General features: G+C 63.2%; 19 protein-coding genes. 14 read left to right on the top strand and 5 right to left on the bottom strand.

The genetic code is table 11. The features are described 5' to 3' along the window. The first annotated feature begins 22 nt into the window (after window positions 1-22). From HF690_RS04475 to HF690_RS04425, 11 genes are all read left to right on the top strand, one after another. Window positions 23-844, top strand: a complete 822-nt coding sequence (locus HF690_RS04475; protein WP_168608604.1) for a DUF4197 domain-containing protein — start codon at window positions 23-25, stop codon at window positions 842-844. Window positions 845-1,129: 285 nt separating this feature from the next. Continuing rightward, window positions 1,130-1,315, top strand: a complete 186-nt coding sequence (locus tag HF690_RS04470) for a DUF6229 family protein (protein ID WP_168608603.1) — start codon at window positions 1,130-1,132, stop codon at window positions 1,313-1,315. A 140-nt stretch (window positions 1,316-1,455) separates the two neighbouring features. Continuing rightward, entirely contained in the window at window positions 1,456-4,323 is a 2,868-nt protein-coding gene (locus tag HF690_RS04465) for a type 2 lanthipeptide synthetase LanM family protein (RefSeq protein ID WP_168608602.1), read from the top strand. A 243-nt stretch (window positions 4,324-4,566) separates the two neighbouring features. Continuing rightward, window positions 4,567-5,100, top strand: coding sequence for a peptide deformylase (def, locus tag HF690_RS04460; RefSeq protein ID WP_168608601.1), 534 nt, complete (start codon window positions 4,567-4,569; stop codon window positions 5,098-5,100). 155 nt (window positions 5,101-5,255) lie between these two features. Then, window positions 5,256-6,995 (top strand): type II secretion system ATPase GspE, encoded by a 1,740-nt coding sequence (gene gspE, locus HF690_RS04455; RefSeq protein WP_168608600.1) that lies wholly within the window; start codon window positions 5,256-5,258, stop codon window positions 6,993-6,995. Window position 6,996: 1 nt separating this feature from the next. Further along, complete coding sequence (locus HF690_RS04450) at window positions 6,997-8,214, top strand: type II secretion system F family protein (RefSeq protein ID WP_168608599.1); 1,218 nt, start codon at window positions 6,997-6,999, stop codon at window positions 8,212-8,214. 44 nt (window positions 8,215-8,258) lie between these two features. Further along, window positions 8,259-8,684, top strand: coding sequence for a type II secretion system major pseudopilin GspG (gene gspG, locus HF690_RS04445; protein WP_113064588.1), 426 nt, complete (start codon window positions 8,259-8,261; stop codon window positions 8,682-8,684). A gap of 50 nt (window positions 8,685-8,734) precedes the next feature. Next, entirely contained in the window at window positions 8,735-9,214 is a 480-nt protein-coding gene (locus HF690_RS04440; protein WP_255420371.1) for a GspH/FimT family pseudopilin, read from the top strand. A 1-nt stretch (window position 9,215) separates the two neighbouring features. After that, window positions 9,216-9,632 carry a prepilin-type N-terminal cleavage/methylation domain-containing protein gene (locus tag HF690_RS04435; RefSeq protein WP_168608598.1) on the top strand — a complete coding sequence of 139 codons (417 nt, stop codon included), beginning with the start codon at window positions 9,216-9,218 and terminating at the stop codon, window positions 9,630-9,632. Then, window positions 9,629-10,318 (top strand): prepilin-type N-terminal cleavage/methylation domain-containing protein, encoded by a 690-nt coding sequence (locus tag HF690_RS04430; RefSeq protein WP_240151586.1) that lies wholly within the window; start codon window positions 9,629-9,631, stop codon window positions 10,316-10,318. Before HF690_RS04435 ends, HF690_RS04430 begins: the two co-directional genes overlap by 4 nt. Beyond that, the gene (locus tag HF690_RS04425; protein ID WP_113064436.1) at window positions 10,315-11,313 is read left to right on the top strand and encodes a type II secretion system minor pseudopilin; all 999 of its coding nucleotides are present in this window, start codon (window positions 10,315-10,317) and stop codon (window positions 11,311-11,313) included. Before HF690_RS04430 ends, HF690_RS04425 begins: the two co-directional genes overlap by 4 nt. Window positions 11,314-11,572: 259 nt before the next feature. Here HF690_RS04425 and pyrF read toward each other — a convergent pair whose 3' ends face one another. The 3 genes from pyrF to ettA form a co-directional block, all read right to left on the bottom strand. After that, entirely contained in the window at window positions 11,573-12,394 is an 822-nt protein-coding gene (gene pyrF, locus HF690_RS04420) for an orotidine-5'-phosphate decarboxylase (protein WP_113064437.1), read from the bottom strand. A 96-nt stretch (window positions 12,395-12,490) separates the two neighbouring features. Then, window positions 12,491-12,949 (bottom strand): cupin domain-containing protein, encoded by a 459-nt coding sequence (locus HF690_RS04415; RefSeq protein ID WP_338042873.1) that lies wholly within the window; start codon window positions 12,947-12,949, stop codon window positions 12,491-12,493. Window positions 12,950-13,040: 91 nt separating this feature from the next. Continuing rightward, window positions 13,041-14,702 (bottom strand): energy-dependent translational throttle protein EttA, encoded by a 1,662-nt coding sequence (ettA, locus tag HF690_RS04410; RefSeq protein WP_113064438.1) that lies wholly within the window; start codon window positions 14,700-14,702, stop codon window positions 13,041-13,043. Window positions 14,703-14,988: 286 nt separating this feature from the next. Between ettA and glyA the strand changes: the two genes are divergently transcribed. The 3 genes from glyA (at window position 14,989) to ribD (ending at window position 18,294) form a co-directional block, all read left to right on the top strand. Then, a complete protein-coding gene (glyA, locus tag HF690_RS04405) occupies window positions 14,989-16,242 on the top strand; it encodes a serine hydroxymethyltransferase (RefSeq protein WP_113064439.1) in 1,254 nt (417 codons plus the stop codon). An 86-nt stretch (window positions 16,243-16,328) separates the two neighbouring features. Further along, on the top strand, window positions 16,329-16,856 hold the full coding sequence (nrdR, locus tag HF690_RS04400; RefSeq protein WP_168608596.1) for a transcriptional regulator NrdR: 528 nt from the start codon (window positions 16,329-16,331) through the stop codon (window positions 16,854-16,856). A gap of 382 nt (window positions 16,857-17,238) precedes the next feature. Continuing rightward, complete coding sequence (gene ribD, locus HF690_RS04395) at window positions 17,239-18,294, top strand: bifunctional diaminohydroxyphosphoribosylaminopyrimidine deaminase/5-amino-6-(5-phosphoribosylamino)uracil reductase RibD (protein ID WP_168608948.1); 1,056 nt, start codon at window positions 17,239-17,241, stop codon at window positions 18,292-18,294. Between the two features lie 474 nt (window positions 18,295-18,768). On the opposite strand, the gene HF690_RS04390 is transcribed toward ribD, so the two are convergent. Together HF690_RS04390 and HF690_RS04385 are read right to left on the bottom strand one after the other, a co-directional pair. Further along, window positions 18,769-19,269, bottom strand: a complete 501-nt coding sequence (locus tag HF690_RS04390; protein ID WP_193568397.1) for a GFA family protein — start codon at window positions 19,267-19,269, stop codon at window positions 18,769-18,771. Between the two features lie 66 nt (window positions 19,270-19,335). Next, window positions 19,336-19,704 carry a hypothetical protein gene (locus HF690_RS04385; RefSeq protein ID WP_168608595.1) on the bottom strand — a complete coding sequence of 123 codons (369 nt, stop codon included), beginning with the start codon at window positions 19,702-19,704 and terminating at the stop codon, window positions 19,336-19,338. Window positions 19,705-19,889 lie beyond the last annotated feature (185 nt).

Genomic DNA, 19,889 nt, shown 5'->3' with positions numbered 1-19,889 from the left:
TCTGTTTCCGGAGGGCGCCGTCATGAATTCCACTCGATTGATTTTTTCATTGTCGATCGCGTTCGCGATCTGTGCATGGCCCTTGGTGTCGGTGGCTGCATCGCCTTCTTCGCCTGCGCCCGCACCTGCGCCTGCGCCTGCACCGCAAAGCTGGAAAGACCTGCTCAACCAGATCAAGGGCAAGGCCGCTACGACTTCGACGTCCGACCTGTCGCAGAGCGAAGTCGTCGGCGGTCTCAAGGAAGCGCTGGCCAAGGGAACTACCCGTGCGATCAACACGCTTGGCCGCAAGGATGGCTTCTGGGGCAACCCCGGTGTGCGGATTCCTCTTCCGGGCAAGTTGCAGGAGGTCGCCAAGATTGCGCGTAAGCTGGGTCAGGGCGACAAGGTCGACGCCTTCCAGCTGAGCATGAATCGCGCTGCGGAGAAGGCCGTGCCGCAAGTCGCCGACCTGTTCGGCGACGCCATTCGCCAGATGACCCTCAAGGACGCCCGCGGCATTCTCGGCGGCGGCGATCATGCCGCCACGGACTACTTCCGCCGCGTCGCCGGCCCCAAGCTGGTCGAGCGCATTCGACCCATCGTCGCCAAGGCCACCGACAGCGTGGGTGTCACCAAACGCTACAAGGCGCTGATGGCCGGTTCGACCGGTGGCACGCTCGGATCGGCGCTTTCCTTGCTCGGCAAGTCCGGCAAAGACCAGAATCTGGACTTGGACAGCTATGTCACCGATCAGGCGATGAACGGATTGTTCAAGACCATCGGTGACGAGGAAAAGGCCATCCGTACGAATCCGGCTGTACGCACCACGGACCTGCTGAAGAAGGTGTTCGGGAAGCAATAATCAAGTGTTGCCGGGATTTCTCTGTCGACGGGCCTGGTAAGCCTGAAGCGAATAAGTGTGCTTGTTATTTTTCGTTTGTCGGTTTGGGTTGACCAATATTCGAGCACGCGTCTTTTGTGTGTGAAAGCGAGGGAAAGTGTCGATCGAGTCTCAATTTGAGTGGGGGTGTCTTGTGTGGCTTGACGCGCGCGGCATCCTCAGGTAGAGGTTTTAGTGCGGGCTAGGAAGCATTTGATGAGATCGTCCCGCATTTACTCAATTGACCAAAATCAAGGAGAGATAGAAATGTCCAATGCAGAAAGCATCGTTTCTTCGTGGCTCCAGGGTTCCGAGATTGCAGACGGTATGGCGAACCCGGCAGGCTCGCTCAACGGCATGGCAGATGCCGCGATGGAGAAAAAGGACTATGGGGTTTTGAACACGGGCCTCATCCGCTGCGACACTCTGAGCACCTCAACCTGTTTCGGTTGAGCTGAGCGAGGTTTCTCGCTCTGTGAGAACTAAGGCAATGAAGCCTGTGTAGAAAAACGCAGTCGGGCGACCGACTGCGTTTTTTGCTGGTGTGCACCGATAAGTGGTGCAGCTTAGATGTTATTTGCTGATAAAAGTCTATGGTGGCCGGGATGCCGAGGTATTCGTTTTCAGAGGTACTGGAAGGGTTCACCTCACAGGAGTGTGATCGGTTTAAAGCTTTTCTAGAGAGCAAGCCGGCCCTTGAAGCAGAGGAACAGAGAATCGTTCTTCAATCCGTTTCAGAGGCACTGTTTGCCGAGGCGAATGCGGCCTTGCTCCGGGTCCTGCTGTTGGAGCTTCATGCTGCAAAATTGACCGGTAAGATTCCCGACGGTGGGTCCGAGGATCCGTTCATAGCATTCGTGCTTAGCGCAAAGCGGCCGGAGTTCATGAGGCATCTGGATGACCGGTACCCGGTGCTGGTTCGAAGACTCGAGTGTGTGCTTGCCCGCAAGCGGCGGGCTCTTGAAGCGATGGTTTCGAGAATTATTGATGATCGAGCGCGCTTGGCATCGTTCTTCGGCATGTCATGCGACCGCCTATTGGCATTGAATGTCGATTTGGGCGATACCCACGATCAAGGGCATGCAGTGGCAAAACTGCAGTTTTCCGGCGGTGCGCTGATGTACAAGCCTCGCCCCGTGGAGCTCGATGTCCGGTTCGATGCTTTCCTTGCGCAGCTGTTTCCCGAACATTCTGAGCGTATCCGCGTGCCGAAAGCGATGGACTGCGCGGAGTACGGTTGGTGCGCCTTCGTGGAGCACCGGTATTGCACGAGCGAAGACGACGTATCCGGTTTCTACCGAAAGCTGGGGCAGTGGGTTGCCGTCTTGCATCTTTTAGCGGGCGTGGACATTCACTGCGAAAATTTGATCGCTGCAGGCTCTGTGCCCGTGATCGTCGATCCAGAATGCCTCTTTGCCAAGGCCACTGTAGTTCAGGACAAGTCCAAGGGTCGTGCCTATGTCGAGGCCGTACGGACGATCTTCGATTCGGTTCTGCGCAGTGGGATATTGCCTTATCGGTCCCTCTTCGAGGGCCTCAAGGGGGTCGATGTTTCCAGCATGGCAGCATCCGCGGGTCAGCAATCTTCAGCCTCGGTTCCAGTGCTAGTGGATGATGGAACTGCCGATGCTCGTATTGCGCAAGGCTGTGTTGTACTCAATGCGCCACTGAGTCAACCCTGTCCGAAAAATGTCTTTTTGCGTCATGTGGACGATATATCCGATGGTTTCGTGCAGACGGGACGTCTTCTGCAAGAACTGGATGACGCCGGAAGGCTAAGCGTCTTGTTGGACGGATTCCGAGGTTGTTGGGTAAGAGATTTGTACAGACCCACGCAGGTCTATAGCGAAGTCAAGAAGATGCTGTGGCATCCGGCGTCTCTGCATGATGCAGAGAAAGCACGACTTCGCGCCGAGTTGATTCTGAACAAAGGAACCGACCTGACGCCGAATCAGGTGGCAAGAGAGATTGAGGACTTGGTTTTGCGCGACATCCCTGCATACCGTTCGAAGGTAAGCAAGGCGCGTATCGCCGATGCCTTGAAGGCTTGGCGCAGCAGTGAGTCAGAAACCCAGCAAATAATCTTTCGTGCATCGATTCTGGCAGCGGATTTGAATAGTCGTGCCGACAGACGCCGCGACAACTCCAGAAAAAGTGTACCCAGGCCCCGGGGGGGCACTGGCGGTGATGTGGATAGAGCGAGGCGAAAATGCGCAGAGTGGGCGATTCGACGGTTACTGAAATTCAGCGTTCGCGGCTCAGACGGTTCCTCGATGTGGATCGGAGTCGAGCATGGCATGAATGGATGGGGCGTCGATCCCGTTGATGCCGATTTTTACAATGGACTGGGAGGTATCGCGTTTGCGCTTGCCGGGTATCAGAGGGAAGCGACGTGTGGACGCGTCAATGCGGTTGATGGCGTCGAGGAGGTTCTGGATGGCTGTTTAGTTACGTTGCGATCCATGGAATCTGCTTCGAAACCGAAAAGAGGCGGCGGGTTCAATGGTGCGGGTTCAAGGATACTGGCGTGGCTGGCCTTGCATGTTCTTCTTGGTCGTTCCGAACTCCTTGATTTCGCGGTCGAGCATGCCGAGACATTATCTGGCGACGACCGCGTTGGCGAAGTTGAGCTCGATATAATTTCGGGTGAAGCGGGTCTCATTGTTCCTTTGATCCAGTTGGCTGAAGTGACACAAGATGCGCGTTGGTTAGCTACTGCGGCCTCGATCGGTAACCGGGTCGCGGCAGCGGCTATTTTGGACGAGCGGGGAGGCCGTTGGCGAAGCGCTGCGTCCGAACAGCCCTTGGGTGGATTTGCCCATGGTGCAACAGGGGTTGGTTGGTCGTTGGCACGTTTGTCGCTCAGTCAGGCAGGGCGTGAATCAGACAGGAAGCGTTGGGCCGGCATAGCCGAGCAGGCGTTCGATTTTGAAAAATCTTTGTACGATGAGGAGCACGGTGCGTGGAGAGACCTTCGTGCATCCGATGGCATGGACTTTTCTAGTGCGTGGTGCCACGGGGGCATTGGTATTGCCATGGCCGCGTGCGATCTTTACGAAAGAACGGGTCGGGAGGCCTACCTGGATACCTTGCAGACCGCCGTGGAAAGTTCACTCAGGCTTGGTTGGCACAAGCGGGTCAACCTATGCCATGGCAGCTTGGGTATGCGCGAGATGGTCTCCAAGGGCAAACAGATAGGCATCGAGGTCGATGGACATGCCTTGGAGGGTGGTGATCGCATCGTGCTTGCTGCTGTCGACAAGCTCATGAATGATGCGGATCAATTGGTCGAAGAATTGTATGTTCCGGGTTTGATGACGGGGCTTTCGGGTATCGTGCACGGTATGTGCCGCATCCATCCTGAGAGTGATCTGCCCAATCCCCTGCTGATGGAAGCGTTCCGGCCTTGCAATGACCGCAGAGTCGCCCAGAGTCCTGTGGTCAGTGCGGTTGGAGCCTAGGTGGTGTGCAGCGAGTGTTTTGGTGGCGATGTCCTGAGAGGGTATGGCGCGCTTCATATCGCTCACCGGAGTACGAGGCGGTTGAATTGCTCTCGGGTGCGCCAGAATGAGTCTCAGCTTGGTCAGTATGTTCTGAAATGCATGCAGCTTGGCCTCACTTCAGGTTGATTCGAGTCGACAGGGAAGCTTCAACGGCACGCCCCCTCGGTTATGTTTGCTGTCGGCGACGGGATGAAGACGATCATGATCCGCGAAATCCTGAAAATGGGCGATCCGCGCCTGCTGCGCATCGCCGAACCAGTCGAAGCATTCGATAGGCCGGCGCTGCATGCGCTGGTGGCCGACATGTTCGACACCATGCAGCATGCCGGTGGGGTGGGCCTGGCAGCGCCGCAGATCGGCGTGAACCTGCAGGTGGTGATCTTCGGTTTCGAGCACAGTGCACGCTATCCGGAGGTGGCGGCGGTGCCGCGCACGGTGCTGCTGAACCCCGTGCTCACGCCGTTGTCTGAGGAAATGGAAGAAGGCTGGGAAGGTTGCCTTTCGGTGCCGGGACTGCGCGGGGCGGTGGATCGCTACAAGCGCGTCGCCTATACCGGGTTCGATTTGGCGGGCATGCCGATCGAGCGCGAGGCTGAGGACTTTCACGCGCGCGTGGTGCAGCATGAGTGCGATCATCTGATCGGCCGGCTGTATCCCTCGCGGATCACCGATTTCAGCAAGTTCGGCTTCATCGACGTGCTGTTTCCGGACCTGGATCCCGCGCTGGAAGCCTGAATAGCCCGCGAAAGCTGCGGAGTCGGCCACAGCCTGCAAGGCGGCGAGGGGGACAGCCTCGCGCTGTTCGCCGCCATGTGATACCTATGCCTGCTGCGGTTTTCGCAAGCAGGATGCCTTGCCGTCGTGAAGGCGGCTTCGGGGAGGATGTAGGAATGTCGGCAGCTGCACTGCCATCAACGGATGCGGGAACCCGCTCCGACAGCAACACCCATCAGGCGCGCGTGTGCGCGTTGCTGGTCGAACGCGGCTCCCTGAAGGAGGCTGATCTGGGCCGGGCGCGCCGTCTGCATGAGGAGGCGCCGGAAGGCACGCTGACCGCCTTGCTGGCCCGCCTCGGGCTGGTGTCCGAGCGCAATCTGGCCGAAGCCTGGGCCGAACTGCTGGGCGTGCCGATGCTGGCGGCCTCCGATGCGCCGGAAATGCCGCCGGCTGACGTGGACGTGTCGGTGCGCTTCCTGCGGCAGCATCACGTGGTGCCGGTCGCGGCCGAGGGCGAAGGCGTGCTGGGACTGATGGTGGCCGATCCCGGCGACTCGTACCCGGTGCAGGCGGTAGCGTTGGCGACAGGTCGCGAGATCGCCCTGCGCGTGGGCCTGCGCAGCGAGGTCGATGACCTGATCGAGCGCTACTACGGCCAGGGCCGCTCGGCCATGGGCACCATCGTCGAGAACATGGAAGGCGTCGCCTCGGACGAGGAAGACGTCGAGCACCTGCGCGACCTGGCCTCCGAGGCGCCGGTCATCCGCCTGGTCAATCTGGTCATTCAGCGTGCCGTCGAGCAGCGTGCGTCGGACATCCACATCGAACCATTCGAGAGCCGCCTGAAGGTGCGCTACCGCATCGACGGCGTGCTGCACGAGGTCGAAGCGCCGCCGGCCAGTTCCACCGCCGCGGTGATCAGCCGCGTGAAGATCATGGCGCGGCTGAACATCGCCGAGCGCCGCCTGCCGCAGGACGGTCGCATCATGCTGCGCGTGCAGGGCAAGGAGCTGGATCTGCGCGTGTCCACCGTGCCGACCAGCTTCGGCGAGTCGGTAGTGATGCGTATCCTCGACCGCGAGGCGGTCGTGTTCGACTTCGCCAAACTCGGCTTCACCGACGATTTCACGCGCCGTTTCACCGACGTGCTGGAGCGCCCGCACGGCATCCTGCTGGTCACCGGCCCGACCGGTTCGGGCAAGACCACGACGCTGTACACGGCGCTGTCGCAGATCAACACGCCGGACGTGAAAATCATCACCGTCGAGGACCCGGTCGAATACCAGCTCGAGGGCATCAACCAGATCCAGGTGAAGCCGTCGATCGGGCTGGACTTCGCCGGCGCGCTGCGCTCCATTGTGCGTCAGGATCCGGACGTCATCATGATTGGCGAGATGCGCGATCTGGAAACCTGCCGCATCGCCATCCAGTCCGCGTTGACCGGCCATCTGGTGCTGTCCACGCTGCACACCAATTCGGCCGCCGGCGGCATCACCCGCCTGCTCGACATGGGCGTGGAGGATTACCTGCTGACCTCGACCATCAACGGCATCCTGGCGCAGCGTCTGGTGCGTCATCTGGACACGGAGCTGGCCGAGCCCTACGAAGCGCTGCCGGAAGTGGTCAAGCAGTTCGAGCTGGAGCGGTTCACCGACGAGCGACCGATCCGCCTGTGGAAGCCGGGTACCAGCGAGTCCAATCCGACCGGCTATCGCGGCCGTCAGGCCATCGTCGAGTTCCTGACCATGAGCGATCCGCTGCGCCGTCTGGTCATGCAGCACGCCTCCGACGCCGACATCGAGCGCGCCGCGCGCGAGGAAGGCATGCGCACCATGTACGAGGACGGTCTGGCCAAGGCCGTGACCGGCGCGACCACCATCGAGGAGGTCCTGCGCGTGACGCAGGAAGGCTGAGATGGCGCAGTTCCGCTATCGCGCGATCAGCGCTTCCGGCGAGGTGCTGCAGGGGCAGATGGAGGCGGCCAGCGTCGAGGACGTGGTGGTGCGCCTGCAGGACCAGGGGCACACGCCGCTGGAAGCCAAACCGGCCGATGCTAACGGCGGCGCGCCGATGTTCGCGTCGCTACTGCAGCGTGGCCCGTTCACGGGCGATCAACTGGCGCAGTTTACGCATCAGCTGGCGACGCTGCTGGGAGCGGGACAGCCGCTGGACCGTGCGCTGGGCATTCTGCTCGATCTGCCCGAGGGCGAACGGGCGAAGAAGCTGGTCGAACGCATTCGCGAGCGGGTGCGCGGCGGCGGCACGCTGTCGCAGGCGCTGGACGAGGAGCACGGTGCGTTCCCGCGCCTGTACGTGAGTCTGGTGCGTGCGGGCGAGGCCGGCGGTTCGCTGGACGTCACGCTGCGTCGTCTGGCCGATTATCTGGAGCGCGCGCAGGCGCTGCGCTCCAGCGTGGTCAACGCGCTGATCTATCCCGCTTTCCTGATGGTCGGCGTGGTCGGTTCGCTGCTGCTGCTGCTGACCTACGTGGTGCCGCAGTTCGTGCCGATCTTCGCGGACATGAATGTGCCGATTCCGCTGATGACCAAGATCGTCCTCGGCATCGGCAACGTGATGCAGAGCGGCTGGTGGCTGATGCTTCTGCTGCTGGTCGGTGGCATCTTCTTCCTGCGCATGCGTCTGCGCGATGTTGAAGCGCGCCGCGCCTTCGACGGCTGGCGCCTGCGCATGCGGGTGCTCGGGCCGGTGTTGTTGAAGGTCGAGACCGCGCGCATCGCGCGGACGCTGGGCACGCTGCTGAAGAACGGCGTGCCGATGATGACGGCCCTCAACATCACCCGACAGGTGACCCGCAACACCGCTTTGGAAGCGGCGCTGGTGAAAGCGGCGGAGGCGGTCAAGGGCGGTGCCGGACTGGGCGTGGCCCTGGCCGAATCCAAGCAGTTTCCGCGACTGGCGTTGCAGATGGTGCAGGTCGGCGAGGAGGCCGGCGCCATCGACGACATGCTGTTGAAGGTGGCAGACACCTTCGACGTCGAATCGAAGCGTTCCATCGATCGTCTGCTGGCGGCCCTGGTGCCGACGCTGACGGTGGTGATGACCGTCATGGTGGCCTTCATCATGGCGGCGATCCTGATGCCGCTGTTGAGCCTGACCAGCAACATCGGTTGAGACATTCATTTGCAGAACGAGGAGTTCAGATGAGCAAGCAAGCGATGCAACGGATGCGCCATCCACGAGCCATCCGCAGTGGTGGTTTCACCCTGCTGGAAATGCTGGCCGTGATCGTGCTGATCGGCATCATCGGCACCATCGTCTACACCCAGGTCGGCAAGAGCCTGGACAAGGGCAAGTACGGCGCAGGCAAGGCGCAGCTGACCGCGATCGACACCGCCATCCAGCGCTACGCGATGGACAACGGTTCCGCACCGCCGAATCTGGACGCGCTGGTGACCAAGCCGTCGGGCGCGTCGGACTGGCTGGGTCCGTATCTGAAGGCCAAGCAGCTGAAGGATCCCTGGGGACATGCCTTCGGCTACAAGGTGCCGGGCGACCACGGCGACTACGACGTGATTTTCTACGGCCATGACGGACGTCCGGGCGGTTCCGGCATGAACAAGGACGTGGGTAACTGGGAATGATCCACGCGCGGTTCCGTGGACCGGCCGCCGGATCCGTAGGGGTCCGGCCGTTGCGCGCCCGGAACCGCCGTTCGATAAGGCCGGATGCTTCCGGCTTCACGCTGCTGGAAATGCTGGTCGTCATCATCCTGATCAGCATCGCCGCGACGGTAGTGGCGATCTCCGTCACCCGTGGGCTGACCTCCGCGCGCATCCGCAGCGCCAGCGCCGATCTGGCTGCGGCGCTGCGCTACACGCGGGCGCAGGCCATCGTTCACGGCAAACAGGAGACCCTCACCGTCGATGTCGCGCAGCACATCTACCAGGCGCCGGGGCGGCCCAAGGTCGAGCTGCCGAAAGGTATGGCGCTGGCCCTGACCAGCGCCGTCGAGGACCGCATCGATCAGCATCGCGGGCGTATCCGCTTCTTCCCCGACGGCAGTTCCACCGGTGGGCGCATCACGCTCAGTCACGGGCAGCGCGAATGGCACGTCAACGTGGCCTGGCTGACTGGCAGCGTGGCCGTGGTCGAGACGCGGGCCGGAGGCTGACATGCGTCGGGCACGCCAGCGAGGTTTCACGCTGATCGAGGTCATTGCGGCCATTCTGTTGCTGTCGCTGGCGTTCGCCGCGTTGCTGACGACGATGGGCAATGCCACCCGTCTGGCCGTCAACGCCGATGCGCACACGCGTGCTGCGCTGTGCGCGCAGTCGGCGATGGACAGCGCGTTCGTGCTGAAGCCGATTCGCGCGGGCGTGACCCAGGGACATTGCGACAAGCTGTTCCACTGGCAGCTTCAGGTGCGTCGCTGGCAGCCCCGGAATCCCGGCAGAACGCCGGTACAGCTGGACATGTTCCGCCTCGACCTGACCGTGTCCTGGAAGCAGGGCGGGCATGTCCGTCGGGCGCAGTTCAGCACGCTACGCGCGCAGGACCAGGGCCGGTTCGTTCAGTCGGGGACGCCATGATGAGCATGCGTCGTCGTTCGCGCACAGAAGGATTTACGCTGCTGGAAGTGCTGGCAGCGATGGTGCTGCTGTCGCTGCTGCTGCTGGCGGTGTGGTCGGGCATCCACTCCGCGACGATGAGCGTGCGTTCCGGACAGCGTTTCGTCGAACGCACGGATGCGGTGCGCTCGACGCAGGATTTCCTGCGCCGCGAACTGGCACAGGCTGTGCGTCAGCCTTGGGCGGCCAACGACGATGGCAAGGCCATCGTGTTCACCGGTGGACCGGACAAGCTGCAGTATGTCGCGCCGCTGCCCGGCTATCTGGGCAAGCTGGGTCCGCAGTTGCAGACCGTCGAGCTGGTGCCGGAGAAGGGCGGGGACGGCTATCGGCTCCAGGTGTCGTTCTCCCTGCTGCCGCCGGACGGTTCCAAGCCGAAGAAACTGGGCAAGCCGCAGGTACTGCTGACTGGCATCCGCGACGGACGGTTCGATTTCCGCGGCTACGACCGGTTGCGCAAGCCAACGGATTGGATGTCGCGCTGGGAGGATACTGATCGCACGCCGGCGCTGGTGCGGCTGGATCTGAAACTGGACAAGGGCAGCTGGCCGGAACTGGTGGCGCCGATCCGCGTCGACGCCAGCGCGGTCGCCGGCACCGGCGGTCTGCTGCGGCGGATTCTGCGTCCGCAGGCGGGGCAGCGATGAGGCGCCGGCACGCACAACGCGGGGTCGCGCTCCTGGTGGTGCTGTGGGCCACGGCGCTGTTGACCATCATGCTCGCTGCCTATGCGGTGACCACACGCACCGAGGGCCTGCAGGCACGCTACCAGTTCGACCAGACGCGCGCGCGCTACGCTGCCGAGGCGGGCATCGCGCGCGCCGTGTACGGGTTGCGGGAATCCGACCCGAAGCGCCGCTGGATTGCCGATGGGCGGCCGTACACGTTCCAATTCGACAACGCCAAGATCAAGGTGACGCTCCACGACGAAAGCGGCAAGATCGATCTCAACGCCGCGACGCCGCAGTTGCTGACAGGGCTGTTTCATGCGGCGGGCCTGGATCACGACAAGGCCGAGGCATTGAGCGAGGCGGTGCAGGACTGGCGCGATGCCGACGACGCCACGCGCCCGAACGGTGCCGAGCGCGCACAGTATCGCGAAGCCGGTCGCGACTACGGGCCGCGCAACGGTCCCTTCGTCACCATAGAGGAACTGCAGATGGTGCTGGGCATGAACGCGGCGCTGTATACCCGGATTGCACCAGCGATCACGGTTTGGTCGGGACGCAACTCGCCGAATGTCGGTAGCGCTCCGGCGCTGGTGCTGCAGGCGCTGCCCGGCATGGACGCGGAGAAGGCGAGTCAGTACATCCAGCTGCGCCAGCAGCGCAACAGCTCGGCGCAGCCTGCGCCGACCGGCATCATCGGCGGCATGACCGCGATGGGAGGCGGCAACGGCAATACGCAGGACATCCACGCCGTAGCGACGCTGCCCAACGGCGTGCGCGCCGCGGTGGACGCGGTCGTGCGCTTCGGTGGGGCGCCCTCCGGCGGCGCACCGTACCGCGTGCTGCACTGGCGGTATGGCGAGGCCGGTCAGGCATCGTCGGATGCCCGTGGGGCGTCCCGTGGCGGGCCGGTGCGCGGCAAGGATGCGACTGGACCACAGGGCGCAGGCGGTCTGCGCCTCGGCGCACGCTGACCGAAAGTCTTTCAGGACGTCGTGGAACTGTGCGCTATGCTGCGTGGGCCCACCATCCATGGTGCGCGAAAAGGAGGTGATGCGGCGTGAAAGCCATCCTGACATCCACCGTGGAGAGGCCATGGGTTGTCCCGTCGAGTGTTCGATGGGAATGCGGCGAGCGATGCGGAAAATGATCGTTCGGGCGCTTCGGCGCTCCTCTCCTACTTCGTTGCGATCTGGATGGACGGAGGACTTTCGCGGACGAGCGTTCGGCGATTCAGGCCTTGGAGCGGTACGTGTTGATCTGATCGCGTAGCTGGTTCGCCGCGGCACGCGCGGCCTGAGCGTAGTCGTCGTCCGAGCCCGCGTAGAGGATGGCGCGCGAGGAGCTGATCATCAGCCCGGCGCCGCTCGCGTCCGCGCCCTCGCGCAGCACGGCCTCGACGTCGCCGCCCTGTGCGCCGATGCCCGGAACCAGCAGCGGCATGTCGCCGACGATGCGGCGTACCTGCCCCAGTTCTTCGGGGAAGGTCGCGCCGGTGACCAGGGCGCAGTTGCCGTGTTCATTCCAATCGCGGGCAATGGTTTCGGCTACGCGTTGATACAGCGGCCGACCGCCGCAGTCGAGATTCTGGAAATCCGCGCCGCCCGGATTGGAGGTGCGACACAGCAGGATCACGCCCTTGTCGGCGCGGTCCAGAAACGGCTGGATCGAATCGCGGCCCAGGTACGGGTTCAGCGTCACCGCGTCGGCGTCGTAGCGGTCGAAGGCTTCGATGACGTAGCGCTGGGCTGTAGAGCCGATGTCGCCGCGCTTGGCGTCGAGGATTACCGGCACGTCGGGGTGGGCATCGTGGATGTGCGCGATCAGGCGTTCCAGCGCGTCCTCGGCGCACAGCGCGGCGAAGTGCGCGATCTGCGGCTTGAACGCGCAGGCCAGATCGGCGGTGGCGTCGACGATGGCGCGGCAGAAGGCGAATACGGAGTCCGGATCGTCGCGAACGACTGCGGGGAATCGCGATGGGTCAGGATCGAGACCCACGCAGACCATCGTGTCCGCCTCGCTCCAGCGCGTGCGCAAGGCCTGCATGAAATTCATGATCGCTCCTCGTGTTGTGTGCGTTCGGTGCCGCGCGGGCATTCCAGTCGTTGATGCGTGAGTGAGCCTGATGCGGATTTCCGCCTCTGGCGATGTTCACTCGAACGGTGTGCCGTCCTTGTGGAGATAGGCCCAACGTCCATCGATGGTGCGGCCCAGCATGCCGTCGTCGGGGTAGTCCACGGACTCGTTGTCCTTGCGACTGCCGACTTCCAGGTACACCACGTCGGCATCGCTGCGATTGACCAGCGCGTGCGCGTCGCCGGTTCCGGCACGAAAGCCGGCGCATATGCCCGGGCGCAGCACGGTCTCGCCGGCGTCGGTGATCAGCGTCGGGGTGCCTTCGAGGATGTAGACGAACTCGTCTTCCAGTGCGTGGGCATGGCGCAACGCTGAGTGCGCGCCGGGCCCCAGTCGGGTCAGGTTGACGCCGAACTGGCTCAGGCCGAAGGCATTGCCCAGAGCACGGCGGGCGCGGTCGCCCATGCGCGCGGCGAACGGTTGCGGATAGCCGGAGCCGGTGCGGGCCGGAAGCTCCTCGGGATCGATCGTCACGGGATGCTCGTTCAAGGATGCGCCCTCGCAAGAATGGATGGTGCGCCGCGCAAGCCGGGCCTTGTCCCGACCTGCGCGTTCGCCGCCGGCTTCAGACCAGCTTCTTGTAGCGCATGCGGTGCGGGCGCGCGGCTTCCTCGCCCAGGCGGCGCTTCTTGTCGGCCTCGTACTCGCCGTAGTTGCCGGGGAAGAACTCGACGTGCGAGTCGCCCTCGAAGGCGATGATGTGCGTGGCGATGCGGTCCAGGAACCAGCGGTCATGGCTGATGACCATGGCGCAGCCCGGGAATTCGAGGATGCCGTCCTCCAGCGCGCGCAAGGTTTCCACGTCCAGGTCGTTGGACGGTTCGTCGAGCAGCAGCACGTTGCCGCCCTGCAGCAGGGTCTTGGCCATGTGCAGACGGCCGCGCTCGCCGCCGGACAGGTTACCGACGCGCTTCTGCTGGTCGGTGCCCTTGAAGTTGAAGCGACCGATGTAGGCGCGCGACTGGATCTCGAAGTTGCCGATGGTGATGATGTCCGACCCGCCGGAGACTTCCTGCCAGACGTTGTTGTCGCCTTCCAGTGCGTCGCGCGACTGGTCGACGTAGGCCAGCTTCACGGTGTGGCCCAGCTTGACCTCGCCGGTATCGGGCGTTTCCGTGCCGGTAATCATCTTGAACAGCGTCGACTTGCCGGCGCCGTTGGGGCCGATCACGCCGACGATGGCGCCCGGCGGAATCTTGAACGACAGGTCGTCGATCAGCACGCGATCGCCGAAGGATTTGCTGACGCCCTTGAACTCGATGACTTCGTTGCCCAGGCGCTCGCCCGGCGGAATGAAGATTTCGTTGGTTTCGTTGCGCTTCTGGTAGTCGACCGAATTCAATTCCTCGAAGCGCTGCAGGCGTGCCTTGCCCTTGGACTGGCGACCCTTCTTGGCGGAACGCACCCATTCCAGTTCGCGTTTGATGGCCTTCTGGCGGGCCTTCTCCTGCGCGGCTTCCTGTGCCAGGCGCTCGTCCTTCTGTTCCAGCCAGGACGTGTAGTTGCCCTTCCACGGAATGCCACGGCCACGGTCGAGTTCGAGAATCCACTCGGCGGCGTTATCGAGGAAGTAGCGGTCATGGGTGACCGCCACGACGGTGCCGGGGAAGTCGCGAAGGAAGTTTTCCAGCCAGTCGACCGACTCGGCATCCAGGTGGTTGGTGGGCTCGTCGAGCAGCAGCATGTCCGGCTTGGACAGCAGCAGTCGGCACAGCGCCACACGGCGCTTCTCGCCGCCCGACAGCGGGCCGATTTTGGCGTCCCAGGGCGGAATGCGCAGGGCGTCGGCGGCCACTTCCAGCTGGCGTTCCAGTGCGTGCGCGTCGTTGGCGGCCAGCAGGTTTTCCAGTTTCTGCTGCTCTTCGGCCAGCTTGTCGAAGTCGGCGCCTTCCTCGGCATAGGCGGCATAGATCTCTTCCAGACGCGCCTGCGCCTGCAGGACTTCACCGACGCCTTCCTCGACGGCTTCGCGCACGGTCTTGTTCGGGTCCAGCTCCGGCTCCTGCGCGAGATAGCCGACCTTGATGTCCGGCGCGGCACGGGCCTCGCCCTGGAAATCGGTGTCGACGCCGGCCATGATCCGCAGCACCGTCGACTTGCCCGCACCGTTCAGGCCCAGCAGGCCGATCTTGGCGCCGGGGAAGAAGCTGAGCGAGATGTCCTTGATGATCTGACGCTGCGGGGGAACGATCTTGCTGACCCCGTTCATGGTGTAGATGTACTGCATGGAAGCTCCGGGTATCGGGTGCGCGGACTGCGGACGAATCAACCCCTCATTATAGTCGCTTCGGGGCGACTAGGGCGACCGTGTCGCGCCTATGCGCGCTCTGCAAGCATCCTGCTGCGGGCGGCGGTGCGTCGACCACGCGAGGATGCGAACGAGGCGCGCGACCTGCATGGGGCCTGGGCAGGGCCGAAGTCCGTTGCCGGCGTCCGCCGACAGGTCGCGCGGGGCCTGTTTCACCTCCGCAGGACCGCTATACTTGGTGCTTTGCACACCACGGAACCCCAGTATGTTCGCCAAATCCATGACCATCGCCGGTTTCGACGACGCGCTCGCCAAGGCCATCGCCGACGAGGCGCAGCGCCAGGAAGACCACGTCGAGCTGATCGCTTCGGAGAACTACGCCAGCCCGCGCGTCATGGAAGCCCAGGGTTCCGTACTGACCAACAAGTACGCCGAGGGCTATCCGTCCAAGCGCTACTACGGCGGTTGCGAATACGTGGACGTGGCCGAGGCGCTGGCCATCGACCGCCTGAAGGCACTGTACGACTGCGACTACGCCAACGTGCAGCCGCATTCGGGCTCGCAGGCCAACCAGGCGGTGTACTTCGCGCTGCTGCAGCCGGGTGACACCATCCTCGGCATGAGCCTGGCGCACGGCGGCCATCTGACCCACGGTGCCAAGCCGAACCTGTCCGGCAAAATCCTCAACGCCGTGCAGTACGGCGTAAACGACGAAGGCAAGGTCGACTACGACGAAGTCGAGCGCCTGGCCGTCGAGCACAAGCCGAAGATGATCGTGGCCGGCTTCAGCGCCTATTCGCAGGTGCTGGACTGGGCGCGCTTCCGCGCCATCGCCGACAAGGTCGGTGCGTATCTGTTCGTGGACATGGCGCACATCGCCGGTCTGGTCGCCGCGGGCGTGTACCCGAGTCCGCTGCCGCACGCACACGTCGTCACCTCGACCACGCACAAGACCCTGCGCGGCCCGCGCGGCGGGCTGATCGTGGCCAAGGACCCGAGCGAGGAGCTGGTCAAGAAGCTGCAGTCCATCGTCTTCCCCGGCATCCAGGGCGGCCCGCTGATGCACGTCATCGCGGCCAAGGCCGTGGCCTTCAAGGAAGCGCTGGAACCGGACTTCAAGGTCTACCAGAAGCAGGTCGTGATTAACGCCAAGGCGATGGCGAAGACGCTGATGGATCGCGGCTACAAGGTCGTCTCCGGCGGCACCGAGAACCACCTGGTGCTGATCGACCTGATCGGCCGCGACCTCACCGGCAAGGACGCGGAAGCCGCGCTGGGCCGCGCCCACATCACGGTCAACAAGAACACCGTGCCCAACGATCCGCAGTCGCCGTTCGTGACCTCGGGCCTGCGCATCGGCACCCCGGCGGTGACCACGCGCGGCTACACCGAGGCCGACTGCGTGGAACTGGCCGGCTGGATGTGCGATGTGCTCGACGCGCATCAGGACGAGTCCGTCATCGACGCCGTGCGCGAGAAGGTCACGGCGCAGTGCAAGAAATATCCGGTGTACGGCTGAGGCGAGGGAGGAGACGGCACTCGACGATGCGCATGCGGTCGAAGAAGCGGTTGGGCCGCTGATCCCCGTCGTCTGCCGAAATCACCATGCATTGCCCGTTCTGCCAGCACGAAGACACGCGCGTGATCGATTCGCGCCTGACCGACGACGGCGCCACCGTGCGCCGCCGTCGCGAGTGCCCGTCCTGCGGCGAGCGCTTCAATACCTTCGAGACCGCCGAGTTGAAGCTGCCGGCCATCGTCAAGAGCGACGACCGCCGCGAGACCTTCGACGAGCGCAAGTTGCGCGTCAGCTTCCAGCGCGCGCTGCAGAAGCGTCCGGTTGCCAGCGACGACGTCGATGCCGCGGTACGCACCATCATCAACGACCTGCGCCGCAGCGGTGAGCGCGAAGTGGCTTCGCGTCAGGTCGGCGAGCTGGTCATGCGCGAGCTGAAGAAGCTCGATCAGGTCGGCTACGTGCGCTTCGCCTCGGTGTATCGCCGCTTCGAGGACGTGCACGCCTTCCGCGAAGAGATCGAGAGGCTCGAGCGCGACCTGCCCGAATTGCAGGGCCTGCAACTGCCGTTGCTGGGCGAGGGCAAGCGCAAGAACAAGGGCAAGGACAAGGAATAACTGCGCCAGTTGTCGAAGCGCTCGTGACCCGGGGCAACGCGTTGCGCGCCCCGTCCCGAACCCACGCGCCGCCTGCGCGTCCGCTGCTTCCGGCATGGCCGGCCGATCCCACAGACCATCATCCCCACATGCAGTCATCCCGGCGCAAGGCGGGACCCAGCGCTTGCCGCAGCGATACGGAACAAAGACACTGGGTTCCTGCTTTCGCAGGAAGGACGATCCGTGGAGAGTGTGGCGGGGAGCGCCATCCCGGCTGGGCGACAAAGGCCACCGCCATCTACGAACACGAACGAGCGCGTAAGACATCCACCCACGGCTTCCGATAGGCTTTGCGGATATTTCCACGGAGCCGCGCATGTTCAGCGCACTCGATCATCGCCACATGAGCCACGCCCTGCGCCTGGCCGAGCGGGGCCTGTTCACCACGCAACCCAATCCGCGCGTCGGCTGCGTGATCGCGCACGGCGAGGACGTTGTCGGCGAAGGTTTTCATGAACGCGCGGGCGAGCCGCATGCCGAAGTGCATGCCCTGCGCGCCGCGGGCGAACGTGCTCGCGGCGCGACGGCCTACGTCACGCTCGAACCCTGCGGCCTGCATGGACGCACGCCACCGTGCGCCGACGCGCTGATCGAGGCCGGCGTGGTGCGCGTGGTGATGGCCTCGGAGGACACCTCGCAGGCCGTTGGTGCGGGCCTGCAGCGACTGCGCGACGCCGGCATCGAGATCGCGTCGGGCCTGATGCGCGATGCCGCGCGCGAACTGAACATCGGCTTCTTCAGCCGCATCGAGCGCGGCCGACCGTTCGTGCGCGTGAAGCTGGCGATGAGTCTGGACGGCCGCACCGCGCTGGCCGATGGCACGTCCAAGTGGATCACCGGTGAAGCGGCCCGCAACGATGTGCAGCGCTGGCGCGCGCGCAGTTCCGCGATCCTCACCGGCAGCGGCACCGCGCTGGCCGACGATCCACGGCTGACCGTGCGGCTGGACGATGTGCCCCATGTGCCGCCGTTGCGCGTGGTGTTCGACCGCCATTTGCGTCTGGCCGAGGGCACGCATCTGCTCGATGGCGGCACGCCGACCCTGGTGCTGCATGGCGCGTCGGTGAAGCCGGATCTTCGATTCGCCGGTGTGGAGTGTCTGGCGATGCAGGAGTCGAGCAGCGGGCTGGACCTGGAAGCTGCGCTGAAGCTGCTCGGGGGGCGTGGGGTCAACGAGCTTCATGTCGAGGCCGGACCCACTCTCGCGGGCGCCCTGTTCGCCGCCGGTCTGGCCGACGAGCTGCTGCTCTATGTCGCTCCGGTCCTTCTCGGTGACCGTGCCCGGCCGTTGCTGGCGTTGCCGCCGCTTTCGGACATGTCGCGGCGGTGGGGGTTGGAGGTTTTGGATCGTCGTGCCATCGGCGATGACCTTCGGTTGCGGCTGCGGCCACGCGTCTAGGGCGGGAGTTGTCCGTTCCCTGTTCGCTGGGTGGGTGCTGTCTGCTTCTTCGGTTGTCTTGATGTTTTTGGAGTGGTTCCGACGGGCTGACGCCGGCCGGGTTCCTTTCTTGTTCGCCCAAGAAAGGAACCAAAGAAGGGCGTCCCGACGTCCGCGCTCTGCGGAGCTTCGCTCCTCCGAGTCCGCTTCGGGGGCGGGGGCATCGACAGGTCATCCTGACCTGACGACGAACTGGCGCACATCCTGAGTGCGTCACTCTGCGGGCCTGGTCCTCCATCTTCCGCCGCTACCGAAGGGGAGGGTGAAGCGCTCCGCACGCTGCGCCTGTCATTCGGGCACGAATATGCACGTTTGATGGCTTACTGAAGGATTGGTGTGGATGGCTGAAAACGGCCAGGAGCGGACGTTTAACGCCCACATTTAGGTGCCTTTGAGGCGATGTGCAGCCTTGCGGAAGCAAGGATGCGCAGCGGGTCAAGCGTCGCCTGCAACGTGTTGTTGGGCGGCAATTCTTTGATGCAAAGCTGCATTGAGCTCTTCGAAATCTGGCATCTCCGTATAGCCTTTCCCATTCCCTTCGACATGATCCCAGGCAGCCTTGGAACCGACAAAAAGATGTGCGACCACCTGACTATCTAGAGCGTTGGCCAGCAAGCCGGCTGGAATCCAATACTGGCGTCCATTATCCATGAGATGCGGAACTGTACTTCCGCATGTATCACAAAACTCTGAACGATAGCCTGAGTCGGTTTTGAAAACTCTAATGCCCTTTTGCCCCTTAATCCAAGAAAATAGCTCCTTGGCAAGAAACGTTGCAGTGTCAGAAGCCGAGCCTGATAGCTTTCTGCAAAGCGAGCAATGGCATTGGTAAAAATCTGGGAGTGGCCCAGTGATTTCAAACTCCACGCTTCCACAAAGACATTGGCCCTTGATCAGGCTAGCCCGGCGCGCGGAGACATTGGTGGTAACACTCATTCCTGAACTCACTTGTCGCATAGTAAAATTGTCCCTGACACCATTTCTTCCTTTCTCCCGCACGCGTCAGCGTGTCCGCTTGGATGATTTGTCAGGGAGCGCGCTACCTGAGAGCTTGTGCGAGGCTTGCTCTACCTCCGGGCAAGAAGTCTCGTAACCACGCATAGGTAAAGACTTGATCTCCGCTGCGAGTGCCTTAGGCGATTTTGTTTGTTCTACAGCGGATGCGACTCTGCTAACAACATTTGAATAGCATGCGCCGGCGCTGGCCTGCTCGGTAAATGCACCCAGCCAGTAGAAGACTGGAGCGGCCGCCGCGATGGCGATGAAACCGAGCCATCTTGAACGGCGTGATGCGGTGTGAGCGCTGACAAGAAAGACGAATGCCATGACCACATAACCGACGAGCAAGCTCAGTAGTAGTAAGACTTCCATGATCCCCTAACGCTAATTAGACCGCCCTAAGCGGGGCGTTGCACCCAGTATGGCGCGGGCGACTCGGGGGAACAATCAGGGAAGTCCTTCACGGGTTCAGTGGCTTAGCTAGGGACCACCCTCTGCTGCGGCGAGGGCATCGAGTAAAACTGTCCCTGACACCATTTCTCGCAGCATTTCTCCGG

This window comes from Oleiagrimonas citrea, assembly GCF_012395255.1.
Taxonomy (GTDB): Bacteria; Pseudomonadota; Gammaproteobacteria; order Xanthomonadales; family Rhodanobacteraceae; genus Oleiagrimonas; species Oleiagrimonas citrea.
Note: the sequence above shows the minus strand (reverse complement) of the source record. Positions and strands in the feature narration are given on the sequence as shown.